This is a genomic window from Frankia sp. CeTa3Moorea (assembly GCF_978021225.1).
The window spans coordinates 17,333-32,069 of sequence record NZ_CDXDOR010000052.1 but is presented as its reverse complement, the minus strand read 5'-3'; the positions used below and the strand labels follow the sequence as shown (position 1 = coordinate 32,069).

General features: G+C 72.4%; 12 protein-coding genes. All 12 read right to left on the bottom strand.

Annotated features, from left to right (window positions below):
* A partial coding sequence (locus AC08OV_RS11665) for a PAS domain-containing protein (RefSeq protein ID WP_476619651.1) occupies positions 1 to 696 on the bottom strand: 696 nt, incomplete at its 3' end.
* Between the two features lie 241 nt (positions 697 to 937).
* On the bottom strand, positions 938 to 2,206 hold the full coding sequence (locus AC08OV_RS11660) for an MFS transporter (RefSeq protein WP_476619650.1): 1,269 nt from the start codon (positions 2,204 to 2,206) through the stop codon (positions 938 to 940).
* A gap of 283 nt (positions 2,207 to 2,489) precedes the next feature.
* The gene (locus tag AC08OV_RS11655; protein WP_476616107.1) at positions 2,490 to 3,431 is read right to left on the bottom strand and encodes a ribose-phosphate diphosphokinase; all 942 of its coding nucleotides are present in this window, start codon (positions 3,429 to 3,431) and stop codon (positions 2,490 to 2,492) included.
* Between the two features lie 139 nt (positions 3,432 to 3,570).
* Entirely contained in the window at positions 3,571 to 4,809 is a 1,239-nt protein-coding gene (locus tag AC08OV_RS11650) for an ABC transporter permease (RefSeq protein WP_476619649.1), read from the bottom strand.
* Positions 4,806 to 5,792, bottom strand: a complete 987-nt coding sequence (locus tag AC08OV_RS11645; protein ID WP_476619648.1) for an ABC transporter ATP-binding protein — start codon at positions 5,790 to 5,792, stop codon at positions 4,806 to 4,808. Before AC08OV_RS11645 ends, AC08OV_RS11650 begins: the two co-directional genes overlap by 4 nt.
* A gap of 114 nt (positions 5,793 to 5,906) precedes the next feature.
* Entirely contained in the window at positions 5,907 to 7,439 is a 1,533-nt protein-coding gene (locus AC08OV_RS11640; RefSeq protein WP_476614472.1) for a cobyric acid synthase, read from the bottom strand.
* Positions 7,436 to 8,545, bottom strand: a complete 1,110-nt coding sequence (locus AC08OV_RS11635; RefSeq protein WP_476614471.1) for a cobalamin biosynthesis protein — start codon at positions 8,543 to 8,545, stop codon at positions 7,436 to 7,438. The genes AC08OV_RS11640 and AC08OV_RS11635 overlap by 4 nt, the downstream gene beginning before the upstream one ends.
* A gap of 3 nt (positions 8,546 to 8,548) precedes the next feature.
* Positions 8,549 to 11,653, bottom strand: a complete 3,105-nt coding sequence (locus AC08OV_RS11630) for a DEAD/DEAH box helicase (protein ID WP_476614470.1) — start codon at positions 11,651 to 11,653, stop codon at positions 8,549 to 8,551.
* Positions 11,654 to 11,759: 106 nt separating this feature from the next.
* A complete protein-coding gene (gene tatC, locus AC08OV_RS11625; RefSeq protein ID WP_476614469.1) occupies positions 11,760 to 12,800 on the bottom strand; it encodes a twin-arginine translocase subunit TatC in 1,041 nt (346 codons plus the stop codon).
* A gap of 76 nt (positions 12,801 to 12,876) precedes the next feature.
* Positions 12,877 to 13,200 carry a Sec-independent protein translocase subunit TatA gene (tatA, locus tag AC08OV_RS11620; RefSeq protein WP_476614468.1) on the bottom strand — a complete coding sequence of 108 codons (324 nt, stop codon included), beginning with the start codon at positions 13,198 to 13,200 and terminating at the stop codon, positions 12,877 to 12,879.
* 336 nt (positions 13,201 to 13,536) lie between these two features.
* Positions 13,537 to 13,752 (bottom strand): hypothetical protein, encoded by a 216-nt coding sequence (locus AC08OV_RS11615; protein WP_476614467.1) that lies wholly within the window; start codon positions 13,750 to 13,752, stop codon positions 13,537 to 13,539.
* Between the two features lie 10 nt (positions 13,753 to 13,762).
* Positions 13,763 to 14,731, bottom strand: coding sequence for a helix-turn-helix transcriptional regulator (locus AC08OV_RS11610; RefSeq protein WP_476614466.1), 969 nt, complete (start codon positions 14,729 to 14,731; stop codon positions 13,763 to 13,765).
* Positions 14,732 to 14,737: the final 6 nt, after the last annotated feature.

Sequence of the window (14,737 nt, the reverse complement as noted above, 5' to 3'; positions counted from 1 at the left end):
GGGCAGGTCCGGGGAGCGGGCCCACACGGCTCGGCGAAGCAGCAGCGGGTCGGGCTCGGCCCCGGGGCGGCAGGGCTCGTCGGCGAGGTACAGCTCGCAGGCGTCGGCGAATTCCGGGACGACCAGCGTGACCATCTCCCGCAAGGTGGCCGACAGGTCCAGCGACGCGCCGAGCAGCCCGCTCGCCCGGCTCAGCAGCCGCAACCGCCGCAGTACCAGGTCACGTTCGGCCTGCGCGCGACGCTCGTCGGTCACGTCCACCGTCGTCACGCCGACCGCGATCCTGGCCCCGGTCGAGTCATACAGGGGATAGTAGGAGGCCCGCCAGATGCGCGGATTCGACGGGTCCGCCGGGGTTGCTCCGATGATCTCCTCGTCGAGGATCGCCTCACCGGTCGCCAACACCCGGCGGGGCCGCTCCCAGCCGAGAGGGTCTATGTCCGGGGTCAACTCCGGGCCATACCCACCGATCATCTCCTCGGCGGGCAGGCCGGAGGCCCTGGCAGCCGCCTGGTTCACCGCCCGGTAGCGCAGGCCGCGGTCGAGGACCGCGAATATGATCGGCGCCGTGTCGAACACCTGCAGACACAGCAGCGCATCTTCCCACCGGGCGAGTGCCCGCGGGGCCGGCCAGCCGAGCCAAGGCCCGCAGGTGTCGCCACGCACCTGACCATCGGGCTGCGGCGTCGGGTTCATGTCGGGACCAGTCCTGCCGGGGCCGGAGCCGCCGGTCACCGTCGGAGACTCGGGCGGGTGGATCTGCGTCCAAGTGTGGGACAATACCACCACCGGTGCGAACGGAAGCGGCAGCAGCACCCCGAAAGCAGCAGCACTCCAAAGACAGGGGATGCCGGGCCGGGTGCCGCCAGCGGGCCCTCCGTGCCTGGTGCGCCCGTGCCTGGTGCGCCCGTGCGCGGTACGCCCGTGCGCGGTGGCACTACGACCCCGCTGGGCGCCGGGAGGTCCGGCGGTCGGCGCGGGCCAAGACGACGGCCACGACCAGGTAGGGCACGCTCGCCGCGGCGAACAGCGGCCCCGGAGCCGCCCAGGTCGACCCCACCGCGTAGCCGGCGAACACGGCGACCGCCCCCACCTCGGAGCCGACCGCCGCCATCGAGGTGACCGTCGCCCTGGCCCGGTCGGGGATCACCGCCTGCAGCCGGGCGTCGGCCGTGGCGATCGCCCACTCGAAGATCCCAAACGCGACGGCGACGCCGACGGATCCCGCGGGACGACCGCTGATCGCCCCCACGGTCAGGCAGACCGCCGCGGTCGCGAGCAGCATCGGCATCCGCGCCGCCCCCCGGCCCGTGAACCAGCCGCCCACCAAGCCCCCGGCCGATACGAGCAGCACCCACAGCGCCACCTCGGCCGCCGGGGCACCCGTCGACGCGACGAGAAGCGGAACGTATTCGTCGAGCGCGGTGAAACCCGTGACGACCGCCACTACCACTAGGGCCCGGCGCACCGCGGGCACCCGTCCCGCCTCGGCCAGACCCGTCCGCCACACCACCGCGAAGCCCCGGCCGGTCCCGGCATCGCCGTTCCGATCGCCGCCGTTCCGATCGCCGGGCCGGCCGCTACCAGTCTCGTCGCGCTCCCCGGCCCTTGCGGCCCGCGCCGTCCTCCCGCTTCTTCCGTCAGGGCCGAACTCACCGCCACCAGAATGATCATCTTTGCGGTGATCAGGGCCGTCCAAGTAGTCGGGGCCGTCGAGGTGTCCCCGGGAGTCGGGTAGCGACGCCCCGAGCGGTACCCCAAGCAGGACCACGGCGACGCTGGCGATTCCCACGGCTCGGTAACCACCGAAAGCGATGACGGGGGACGCGAGCCCGGTAGCGACGAGGACAGCGGCCGAGGCGAAGGATCGCGACCGGCCGATCAGCCTGGGATAGGCGGCGACCGCGTCCAGCCGGGTCAGCTCGGTGTAGACGACAGCCTGGAGCGTGCCCGACCGTAGTGCGCTGCCCGCCCCCCAGAGCACGAACCCGGCGGCAAACGCCGCAAAGCATGGCTTAAACGTCCACAGCGCGAAACCGAGTGCCGCCAGCGCCGGACCGATCATCAACAGCAGCCGCCGAGAGACCGTATCCGCCCACAGCCCGGAGGGGATCTCCAGGAGGGAGGACGTCACCGACCACACGATGAACAGCGCGGAAATCTCCGCCGGCGACAACCCGGCGTCGACGAACAACAGCGGGTACACCGGGTAGAGCAGGACGAGCTCGTCGCAGAACGCGTAGGCGTACAGCCGGCGCGCGAGCCCGGACTCAGGTGCGGATCAACATCGCCAGGCCATGCTCCCCAGCTTAGCGCCGCAGCCGCGAAGTGGACTACCCCGTTGCGTAGCCGGAGGCCGGCGAATTTGGGGGACCTGAGGACGGTCTGCGGGCCCTGGACCGTGCCTTGCTCCCCATAACGTGGCCGCCGCGCGATCAGGCGGACCCGTGTCCGGGACTGTCCGGGACCCGGCCAGGTCGACGCGACGGTCAGGCGTCGAAGAGAGCGCTGACGGACTCGCCGTTGTGGATGCGGCGGATGGCCTCGGCGAGCGCCGGGGCAACCGTGAGGATCTTCAGCTTCGGCACCCGGTCCCCCGCCGGAATCGGCACCGTGTTCGTGCACACGATCTCGGCGACCTCGGGCTGGTCGCCGATGCGCTTAAGCGCACCCGCCGCGAACAGCCCGTGCGTGCACGCCACCCGCACCGACCGCACATTCAGCTCACGCAGCCGCTCGAGCAGCTCGAGCACGGTGCTGCCCTTGGCGATCTCGTCGTCGAGCACGATGACGTCCCGGCCGGCCACGTCACCGATGACCGTGCTGATGCTGACCCGGTCGTCGGCGAAACGCTGCTTGGCCCCCGCCGCCACCCGCACCCCGAGCATCCGGGCGAACGCCGCCGCTTCCTTGGCGTTGCCGAGGTCCGGGGAGACCACCGTCGTGTTCGACAGCTCGTAGCGGCGGAAGTGCGCGGCGAGTTCCCGCAATGCATGCAGATGATCCACCGGCACGCTGAAGAAACCGTGGACCTGCGGCGAGTGCAGGGTCATCGCGAGGACGCGGTTCGCACCCGCGGTGACGAGCAGGTCCGCGACCAGCCGCCCGCCGATCGAGATCCGCGGCGCGTCCTTCTTGTCCGAGCGGGCGTAGGCATAGTGCGGCAGCACGACCGTCGTGCGCGCCGCCGACGCCCCGCGCGCCGCGTCCAGCATCAGCAGCAGCTCGACAAGGTTCTCCTGCACCGGTGCGACCAGCGGCTGGATGAGGAACACGTCGCGTTCCCGGCAGTTCGCGGGAAGCTGGACCTCCAGGCAGTCGTTGGCGAAACGCTGCACCCGCACCCGATGCAGCGGCACGTCGAGGTGTGTGCAGATCTCCTCGGCGAGACTCGGATGGGCACTGCCGCTGAAGACGGCGATGTCTCGCACGAACCGCTCCTCGTTCCCTGTTCTCGGTGTCCCCGGGGTCTCTGTGTGTCCCCCGGGTCCCGGCGTGTCCGGGGTCCCGGTGTCCCGGTCGATGTCCGATGGACCCGCCCGTCCCGGATGGTACCGACCAGACGCCGAGTCATGCCGAGCTCCCTAGCGCCTCCCGGATCGGCACCCGAGTCCCGCCGCGCTTCACCGCATTGCCGTACACCCGCCCGGCCAGCCAGACCAGGGCCCCGATCAGCGCGAGCGTCAGCGCCATCGCGACCACCACCTGCCACCCCGCGACGCTGCCGATCCCGATCACCATCGGCATCAGGACCGGCGCGAACAGCGGAATCATCGCCAGCGCCAGGATGAGGCCGCTGTCCGGCGACCCCGGAAGCACCGAGATGCCCAGCACGTACGGGACGATGATCAATAAGATCATCGGCGCCGTGACCCCGCCGGCGTCCTCCTGCCGGGACACCAGCGCCCCGGCGGCCGCGAACAGCAGCGCATACACGGCGAACCCGAGCAGGTACCACAGCAGCGCCAGCGCGACCGATCCGATCGCGATTCCGGCCGGGATGTCGAGCTGCCCGGTCGCCAGGCCCAACGACACGCCGACCACCCCGATCAGCGTCAACTGACCGAGAGCCACGGCGCCGATCCCGATAACCTTGCCGGCCATCAGCTGCCACGGGCGCACCGTCGCCAGCAGCAGCTCCACCACCCGGCTGGTCTTCTCCTCAATCACCCCCTGCGCCACGGCCGGACCGAAGATCAGCAGAGACAGGTAAATCAGCCCGCCGGAGAGCAGGCCGAGCAGCAGCCGGGCCCCGTCCCGTTCCGAGGCCGGCCGCAGGGCGCTGACCTGGACCGTGGCCGCGGACACGGCCCGCCCCACGACGGCCGGATCACCACCGAGCCCCACGACCTGGCGCTCGAGCGCGATCTGCCGGGCGGCGAGACTCAACACCGACGCCAGCCGGTCGCCGAGCTCCTTCTTGACGACCACCCGGTAGACGGCGTTCCCCGCCGCGCCAGAGGCCGCAACCACGCGGACGAACGCGTCGACGTCACCATCGAGCACGGCCCGCTCGCCGGCCGCCCGATCCGCCACCGCACGGACCTCGACGTCCTCGCCCAGCGACCGGGCCGTAGCCTCGACCGTCGCCGCCTGCCGGGAGTCGACCGCGGTCAACGCGATCCGGCTCGCCGACGAGCCGCCGGTCAGGGACATCAGCACCACCATGGCGCCGATCCCGAGGACGAACAGCCCCGTGGTGATCTGGAAGGCCCGCGACCTGGTCCTCGTCACGATCTCCCGCCGGGCGATCAGCCGGATCACCCGGCCCGACCCCTGCGCCGCGCCATCCGGCCCCCGCACGCTCACGCCGCGTTCTCCGGGAACGCCCCACTCCCCGGCTGCTGCCCGGCCTGCACGACGACGTTACGGAACAGCTCGGTCAGCGACGGCCGGCGACGACGGAACTCCCGCACCGGGCCCGTGGCCAGCGCTGCGCGCAGCACCGCCTGGTCGTCGGCACCCGCGGCGAGGCCCAGCACCGTCCGCGGCCCGTCCCGGTGACGCACGACGACCCCCGGTATCCCGTCGGCCCAGCCCGGCGGCGCCGCCGGCGCGTCCACCACCACCTGCAGATCACCGCCCGCGCGCAACTCGTCGACCGAACCGCAGGCGACTATCCGGCCCGCCCGCACGATCCCGACCCGGTCGCACAACCGCTCGACGAGATCGAGCTGATGGCTGGAGAACATCACCGGAACCCCGGCGGCGCGACGCTCCCGCAGCACCTCGCTCATCACATCGACGGCCACCGGGTCCAATCCGGAGAACGGCTCGTCGAGTATCAGGACGACCGGATCGTGCACGAGCGCGGCGGCCAGCTGCACCCGCTGCTGGTTACCGAGGCTGAGCTTCTGCACCTCGTCGTCCAACCGGCTGGACACCCCCAGCCGCTCGGTCCACCGCGCCACTGCGCGACGGGCCGCCGCCAGCCCCATTCCGTGCAGTTGCGCGAGGTAGACGAGCTGCTCACCCACCCGCATCCGCGGGTACAGGCCGCGCTCCTCCGGCATGTAGCCGATCCGGCGGCGGGTACGCAACGTCAGCGGAACGCCGTCATAACGCACGACCCCGGAATCCGCCGCGAGCACCCCGAGGGCGATACGCATCGCCGTCGTCTTCCCGGCACCGTTGCTGCCGACGAACCCGAACAGCTCGCCGGCCCGCACCTCGAACGTCATCGACTCCAACGCGACGACGTCGCCGTACCGTTTCGACACCCCGTCGATCTCGAGCCGTCCGTCGCCCACCTGCACCACTTTCCACTCCACAGCGTTCCGGGTAACGGTCAACCCCTGCCCCTGCCACGGGCGTCTCCGGCAAGGAGATTCTCTCCACCAGATGCTATTGGCGGTGGTTTTCATGATTGATTTTATGCGGTGCGACGATGTCAACACCGTTGATTATCAGGGTGCGCCCGGAGGAACGAACGGCAGGCCGGCGGGTGTGCCCTCGGCGAGCAGGCGGCGCAGGGCGCCGGTGTCGAGATGGTCGGCGACGAGGTCACCGAGGGCGTCGAGGCGGCGCTGCCGGACATCGGCGAAACGCGTGAACGCCGGGACGAACGAACGCCCCGCGGCCGTGGCCACGTCGGCGAGATAGGCGCGACGGAACGCGTCGTTCTCCAGCACTCCGTGCCAGCTCGTGCCGGCGACCGCGCCGACGCGCACCCCATCCGCGGCGAACGGGGCGCCGTCCGGATGGTCCTCGACGGTCAGCCGCCCGTGCCGGATCTCATAGCCGGTCAGCGGCCGGCCGGCGGCATCGGTGGCCGCGCGGCGACCGAGCAGCTTCACCGGGTCGAACGTGGTGATGACCGGGAGCAGGCCGAGACCCTCGACCTCACCCGCACCCGATTCGACGTCGTCACGGATGCGACGGCCGAGCATCTGGTAGCCGCCACAGATACCCAGCACCGGGCGGGCGGCGGCGGCGCGCTCGGCGAGGGTCGCGGCGAGACCGCAGCGACGCAGCCAGCGCAGGTCCTCGACGGTGGAACGGGTGCCCGGCAGAATCACGAGGTCGGCGTCGACGAGCTCGTCCGATCGGGTGGCCAGGCGCACCGCGACCCCGGGCTCGGCGCGCAACGCGTCGATGTCAGTCACGTTCGACAGCCGGGGCAGCCGGATGACGGCGACCCGCAGCACCTCCCGCCGACCGGCGTGCGACCCGACTGCTGTCCCGGGCCCGGGGGAAGGCTCGGCATCGGGGAAGGCGGCGAGGTCGAGGGAGTCCTCGACGTCCAGCCACAACCCCGCCTTCCAGGGGACGACGCCGTGCACCGGCCGGCCGGTGAGCCGTTCGATCTGGCGCAGCCCGGGTTCGAGCAGCCGGGCGTCGCCACGGAACCGATTGATCACCCAGCCGGCGACCAACGCCTGGTCGGCCGCATCGAGCAGGGCCAGCGTGCCGAACAGGGCGGCGAAGACCCCGCCCTTGTCGATGTCGCCGACCACGATCACCGGCAGGTTCGCGGCGCGCGCCAGGCCCATGTTGGCGATGTCGGTCGAGCGCAGGTTGATCTCCGCCGGGGAACCGGCCCCCTCACAGATCACCGCGTCGAACCGGCCGCGCAGGTCGTCCAGGCACTCCAGGACGATCGCGGCCAGCCGTTCCTTGTACGGGCGGTAGCCGAGCGCGTCGACCTCGGCGACCGGGCGGCCCAGCACGACAAGCTGGCTGTGCCGCTGACCCCCCGGTTTGAGCAGCACCGGGTTCATCGCTGCCTCCGGTTCCACACCGGCCGCCGCTGCCTGCATCGCCTGGGCCCGGCCGATCTCCGCACCGTCGGCGGTGACCGCTGAGTTCAACGCCATGTTCTGCGCCTTGAACGGGGCGACCCGCACCCCCTCCCGCGCCAGCCACCGGCAGATCCCCGCGGTCAGCACACTCTTGCCGGCGTCCGACGCGGTCCCGGCGACCAACAGTCCCCCGCTCACCGGCCGCGCTCCCTCCCCCCGAAGCCAGAGCGTCCGGATCCGGTACCGAGGCCGAGGCCCAGCCGCGCGGTCAGGACGGAGGCGACCAGCCGCGCCACCGGAGCCGCCGCCGCCGCCAGCGCGACACACACCACGCTCACCGCCGCGGACAACCGGGCCGCGGCTGCGACGTCCGCGCCCTGCGGCCGCCGGCCGAACCCAAGCTCCGGCCGGTGCTCGACGCGGTAGGGGTAGCGCAGCTCTCCCCCGAGCCGCAGCCCCAGCGCCCCGGCGAACGCGGCTTCCACCATCCCAGCGTTGGGGCTGGGATGCGACCGGCCGTCCCGGCGCATGACCCAGTACGCGTCGACCGCCGAACCGCCGACGACCGGGGCGCACGCGCAGGTCACCAGCGCGCACACCCGCGCCGGGAGCAGGTTCGCCAGATCGTCGAGGCGCGCCGCCACCCAGCCGAAGCGTTCGTACCGGGGGCTGTGGTGCCCGATCATCGCGTCGAGGGTGTTGATCGCCCGGTAGGTGACCAGGCCGGGCAGTCCGGCGAGCGCCCCCCACCACAGTGGGGCGACCAGCGCGTCGGAGGTGTTCTCGGCGATGGACTCGATCGCGCCGCGGGCGATCCCGGCGGCGTCCAGCGACGCCGGGTCGCGTCCGCACAGCGCCGGGAGCCGTTCCCGGGCCGCGGCGAGATCGTCGGCGCGCAGCTCCTCGCCGAGGCGTCGGCCTTGACGGCGCAGCGAGGCGCCACCGAGGACAGTCCACGTGACCGCCGCCGTGAGCGCGACGGCGCGTTCAGCGGCGCGTTCAGCGGCGCGTTCAGCGGCGCGTTCAGCGGCGCGTTCAGCGGCGCGTTCAGCGGCGCGTTCAGCGGCGCGTTCAGCGGCGACGGCGGGCACGGCGACCGCGGCGAGCAGCACCGCGGTGTGCAGCGCTCCGGCCGCCCGGCCGTCCCGGTAGAGCCGGTTCTCCAGCCGGGACGCGGCCCGCCCGAACCCGGCGACCGGATGCAGCCGCGCCGGGTCGGCGAGCAGCCCATCCAGCACGGCGCCGAGGACCAGACCGAGCGCGCGTACCGCGCGGGAAGGGACCATGGCACGGGAAAGGACCATGGCTCAGACGCTCATCGCGTAAGCGACGACTCCGCGCCGGACGGCGTCCATCGCCGCCCGGGCGGTCCGGCGCACCCGCGCGCCGTCCGGCGCGCCCGGCGCACCCGGGTCCGGCTGCACCATCGGGGCGACCTGCGCGATCTGGTCAAGGATGTCGATGAGCTGGCGCATCCACCGGACGAAGTCGCCGGCGGTCAGTTCCACGGAACTGTCGGTCAGCACCCGTTCCAACGCGCGGCCCGCGGCCCAGTCGTGCGCGACGGCGACGAATCCGAGCTCGGGCGGGCGCAGGAACGCGAGCCGGTGGGCCTGCTCGGCCTCGGCGAGCCGCTCCGACAGCCGGACCATCTCAGCGAGGCAGTCGCGCAGCGCCGCGCCGCCCGGCAGCGCCGGGACGCCGGCGTCGTCGCCGCGCGGCTCGAACACCAGCGTGGACACGGCGGCGGCCAGCGCCGGCGGGGTGAGATCGTCCCAGATGCCGGCGCGCAGGCATTCGGCGACGAGCAGGTCCTGCTCCGAGTAGATGCGCGCGAGCACCCGCCCGGCGGCGGTGACGCTGTCCCCGTCCAGGTAGCCGAGGTCCTCGAGCGCGGCACGGACCCGGTCGAACGTCTTCGCGACCGTGTTCGTCCGGCCCTCCACCTTCCGCGAGATCGCGGCGGTCTCCTTGACCAGCCGGTTGACCTGCTCGGCGGAACGCAGGTGCTCCTCGCGGCGCGGGCAGTCGTGCACCGGATGGGCGCGCAGGGCCCGGCGCAGCCGGGCGAGCTCGGCGTCGTCCGCCGCGGCCGAACGGACCCTGGCCCGCCGGCCCGGAGGGGCATCGGGGTTGACGTCGGCGGCGCGCAGGGAGGAGGCCAGATCCCGGCGCGACTGCGGCGAGCGCGGGTTGAACGACCGCGGCACCCGGACCCGGCCGAGCGGTTCGACGGCGATCGGGAAGTCAGTCAGGGACAGCCTGCGGACCTGCCTGTCCGCGGTGAGCACCACCGGCCGCGGGCCGTCGGCGGCGCTCGCGGCGACGTCGGCGTCGAGCACGACGGCGAGCCCGCTGCGCCGCCCGGCGGGTACCCGCACGATGTCCCCGGTCCGCAGCCGGGCGAGCGCCGCCGCGGATTCGGCCCGCCGGCGCGCGGAACCCTCCCGCGACAGCGCGGCCTCCCGCTCGGCAATCTCCCGGCGCAACCGGTCGTACTCGCCGATGTCACCCTTGTCGCAGCTCAACGCCTCGCGCTTCGCGTCGATCGCCTCGGTGTTGCGCTGCACCGCCCGGGCCAGGCCCACCACGGCCCGGTCGGCCTGGAACTGCGCGAACGACGACTCCAGCACGGTACGTGCCCGCTCCCGCCCGAGCCTGCCGACCAGGTTGACGGCCATGTTGTACGACGGCCGGAACGACGAGCGCAGCGGATAGGTCCGCGTGGAGGCCAGCCCCGCGAGTGCGAGCGGGTCCAGCCCCGGCTGCCACAGGACGACCGCGTGGCCCTCCACGTCGATGCCGCGCCGCCCGGCGCGGCCCGTCAGCTGAGTGTACTCCCCTGGGGTGATGTCCACGCGGCTCTCGCCGTTGAACTTCGTCAGCCGCTCCAGCACGACCGTGCGGGCGGGCATGTTGATGCCGAGTGCCAGGGTCTCCGTGGCGAAAACCACCCGGACCAGCCCCTGGACGAACAGCTCCTCGACGATCTCCTTGAAGGTTGGCAGCATGCCGGCGTGGTGAGAGGCGATGCCGCGTTCCAGCCCCTCCAGCCACGCCCAGTAGTCGAGCACGGCGAGGTCAGTCTCGGGGATCCCGGCGGTGCGTTCCCGGACCAGGGTCCGGATCCGCTGCTGCTCCGCGGGGCCGACGAGCCGCAGACCCGCACGCACGCAGGAGGTGACCGCCGCATCGCAGCCGGCCCGGCTGAACACGAAGACGATCGCGGGGAGCAGGCCGTCGCGGTCGAGCCGTTCGACGACCTCCGGCCGGCCCGGCACCCACGTCCGCCGGCGCGCGCCGGGCGCCCCCCGGCCGCGGCCGACCGTGGGATAGCCCCCCGACAGCGCCCGGCTCTCCTCGCGGGCCAGCCGCAGCAGGTCCGGGTTCACCACTCGTCCACCGACCGCCGTCGGACCACCACGGGCCGCGGGGAAGTCTGCCACGGGCGCCCGGCCGGCACCCCCATTGCGACCACGGTCGCCACCGCGACCCCTCTGGGTGTCCCGGCCCCGTTCGCCGTTACGGTTACCGCCCCGGTCCCGCCCGCCGGGCCGCTCCCGCTCCCGCCCGCGGTCCCGATCGCCGCGGTCCCGATCGCCGCGGTCCCGATCGCCGCGGTCCCGATCGCCGATGGTGGCGCGCCGGGTGCCGGCTACCTCGAATCCGGCCTCGACCCCGGCGCTCCACCTCGACCGGGCGAGATCATCATCCAGGACGGCACGGAGTGCCGCGGGTCCGCCCGGCGGCGGGGTGCCAGGAGTGTCCTCGAGGAACAGGTCGTACAGGGTGCGGTCAGCGAGCACATGCTGCCACAGCGGAACGGGACGATGATCGCTGACGATGACCCGGGTGTGGCCGCGCACCGTGACCAGCCACTCGGCGAACTCCTCGGCGTTACTCACCGTCGCGGACAGGGAGACCAGCCGGACCTGCGCCGGCAGATGGATGATGACCTCCTCCCACACGGCGCCGCGCTGGCGGTCGGCGAGGTAATGCACCTCGTCCATGACGACGTAGCCGAGGTCGTCCAGCCGGCCGTTGTCGGCCGGGCCGGCGTAGAGCATGTTGCGCAGGACCTCGGTGGTCATCACCACGATCGGGGCGTCGCCGTTGCGGGAGGTGTCCCCGGTCAGCAGGCCGACCGAGGCGGCGCCGTAGCGGGAGACGAGATCGGCGTACTTCTGGTTCGACAGCGCCTTGATCGGCGTCGTGTAGAAGCAACGCGTCCCGGTGCGCAGGGCGAGATGGGCGGCGAACTCGCCGACGACCGTCTTACCCGCTCCCGTCGGGGCCGCGACGAGCACCCCTTCACCGGCCGCCAGCGCCGCAACCGCCTCGAACTGGAACGGGTCGAGCCCGAAGGGGAGGCCAGCGGCGAACTCCACAAGAATCTCGGGCGTGGAGGACACATCAGCCACCCTACGGGACGCGACGGCCGGCAGCCGACCGGTTTACGCCGGTCCCGACCGGCCGGGGAGGAACCGACGACCATCAGGTGATGTCGCCGTAGGCCCGTCAGGTGATGTCGCCGTGGGTGACGTCGGTACCCGAGAAGCCCGGGGAGACGGGGGCCGTCCCCGCGCCGACGGGTGTCGACGACCCGGTGCCGGCCGGGTCCGCCGTGCCGGGCGACGTGGCCGTCGCCGCGGGGCCCGCCGAGCGGGGCGGGGCGTCGTCGAAGTCCAGCGGGGAGGTCTCGTCGTCGTCCAGGTCGGTGTACGGGGAGGTGTCCCCGCGGCGGGCCACCCGCCGGTCGTTAAGCCAGCCGATGATCAGTGCGACCTCGTAGAGGACCACCATGGGCAGGCCCAGCGCGAGCATGGTGAACGGGTCCTGGCTGGGGGTGACGATCGCAGCGAACACGAACACCAGGAAGATCTCGGCCCGCCGCCAGGACCGCAGCTTGGCGGTGCTGATGATCCCGGCCAGATTCAGCATCGTGACGAGCAGCGGAACCTCGAATGACAGTCCGAAGATCAGCAGCATCGCCTGGACGTAGCTGAGGTACCGGTTGCCGTCCAGGACGCTGACCAGCCCGTTGCCGCCGAAGCCGAGCAGCAGGCCCAGCCCGGTCGACAACGTCAGGTAGGCGAAGACCGCGCCGGTGGCGAACAGGGCGAGGGAGACGCCGACAAAGGTCAGCGACCAGCGCCGCTCGTGACGGTGCAGACCAGGGGTGATGAAGGACCAGAGCTGATACAGCCACACCGGCGAGGAGACCACCGCCGCGGCGATCATAGAGATCTTCAGGCGGATGGTGAACGCGTCGAGGATACCGAAGAAGTACAGGGTGCAGTCGTCCGCTGCCAGGCCATCCGGGCTGAACCGCTTGCTCGCCGGCAGGTCGCAGTACGGCGCCTTGAGCCAGTCGAAGATGCGCGGCTCGAAGATGAAACAGACGACACCGGCGACCGCGAACGCGAGGAGCGCGATGGCGACGCGGTTGCGCAGCTCACGCAGATGCTCGGTGAGCGGCATGCGACTGTCCTCGACAGTGCGCGTGCGGCGGTGGTTCACCGATGCGACGAGCCTTTGCGGCGTGGGCAACCCTGGCACGTCGGCGGCTCCTGGTCGAGAGGAAGGAGGAAGGGGCGCCGGCGGACGCCCGACAGGCCGTGGGACCGCCGTGAGGTCAGCCCCGGTCGGCGGCCGAGGCGGTGCCGTTCACGGACGCGGTGGCGTTCACGGACGAGGCGGGGGCCTGACCGGGCGCGGCGGCCTGACCGAGCGCGGCGGCCTGCGGCTGGGCCACCGGCGACTGGGCCTCGATCGGCAACGGGGCCGGCTGCGCCGCGGGCGCGGGCTGGTCATCCTCGCGCAGGCCCTTTGTCTCGGCCTTGAAGATGCGCAACGAACGACCGAAGGAACGCGCGGCGTCAGGAAGCTTCTTCGACCCGAACAGCACCAGAACGACGAGGGCGATGATGATGATTTCGGTGGTGCCCAGATTTGGCATGGTCGGCGTCCTCCGATGAGCGCGGTACCGGGCCCGGTCCGACGACCGGTGCGATCGATGCTACGTCCGCCAGCCTAGGAGAGGATAGACGGCGTGCGGGTATCCCGGAGATGACGGATGCGCAACGAAGCCGACCTGCACGATAGCTCGTAGCACTCAGCGGGCAAAGCGTGTCCACAACGACACCAGAAACCCCAAATCATCACCGATCGCTACCTCGTCAAGCCGGAAGTCCTGGATTGTGGCAACACAACACCATATGGCACGATCGACGTCACGCGACGGTCACTCCCGGCGGATCACACGGGGACCACGGATCCGGTCAAGCGGATCCGGTCAGGACGTGCGTTCGGCAAGCCGCGCGCTGACCTCGGCGTGGTCGAGCCGCGCCGCGAGCGCCGCGGTGTCCGAGGCCAGGGCCGAGACCCGCGCGGACAGCTCCGTCGTGGCGGCCCGCACCGCGCGCATCTTCTGCCACACCCGCCACGCACTGAGCGCCAGCAGGGCGAGCGCGCCGACGATGAGGACGAGGTAGAGGAGCGCCCAGAGCACACCGATCACCCTACTCGGCGGTCGGCGTGAGCCCATAGGCGAGCAGGGCCTGGCGGGCCAAGGCGTGCACCTCCTCGGCGAGCGCCGGCGGCTCGACCACCCGCACGTCGGCCCCGAGACCGAGGACCAGCCGGTGCAGCCAGGAGGTCTCCCCGGCGTACAGCGTGACCTCGAGCCGTCCGCCGGGCAGCTCGCGCACCTCGGTGACCGGGTAGTAGTCGGCCACCCACCGGGCCGGGGACGCCAGCTCCAGCACGACCCGCACGTCCGCCGGGCCGGGCCGGTAGATCCCCTCCCTGGTGTCGCGGGACACCGTACCCGGCGGCGGGACCGCCGGGGCGTCGAGGATCGTCACCCCGCCCGGCCCGTCGATGTGGTCCAGCCGGAACAGCCGCACCGCCTCCGCCCGGTGGCACCATCCCTCCAGGTACCAGCGGCCGTCCTGGACCAGCACCCGCATCGGGTCGACGTCGCGCTCGGTCAGCTCGTCGCGGGACCACACCAGGTAGCGCAGATGCACCCGCCGGCGGTCCCGCAGCGCCCGCTGCACCACCGCGAGGACCTCGTCGTGGACGTCGAGGGTGACGCGTACCTGGCCGACGGCGGCGGTGCCGGCCGCCTCCTCCAGCTTCTCCAGCGCCCGGTCCAGGGCCTCGCGGCCGGCGAGGCCGGGCACGTCGGCGAGCGCGCGGGCGGCGACGATCAGGGCCGTCGCCTCGTCGACCGACAGCCGCAGCGGCCGGTCGAGAGTCTGCGGATCGACGACGGTGATCTGATCACCGGAATAGCTCAGGTCGATGAGGTCCCCGGGCGCACCGCCGGGCAGGCCGCAGACGAACAGCAGGTCGAGGTCGTCGCGCAGCTGGCGGGGGGTGACCCCGAAGGCCACCGCCGCCTCGGTCAGGGAGATCCCGGGATGCGCCCGCAACCAGGGGACGAGCGCGAGCAGCCGGCTCAGCCGGTCGGTGGCGGCGCTCACCGCGTG

What these genes read in the sequence shown, in the direction of transcription:
- tatA (WP_476614468.1), bottom strand. Translation starts at nt 13,200, where the DNA reads ATGCCAAATCTGGGCACCACCGAAATCATCATCATCGCCCTCGTCGTT.
- AC08OV_RS11635 (WP_476614471.1), bottom strand. Translation starts at nt 8,545, where the DNA reads ATGGTCCTTTCCCGTGCCATGGTCCCTTCCCGCGCGGTACGCGCGCTC.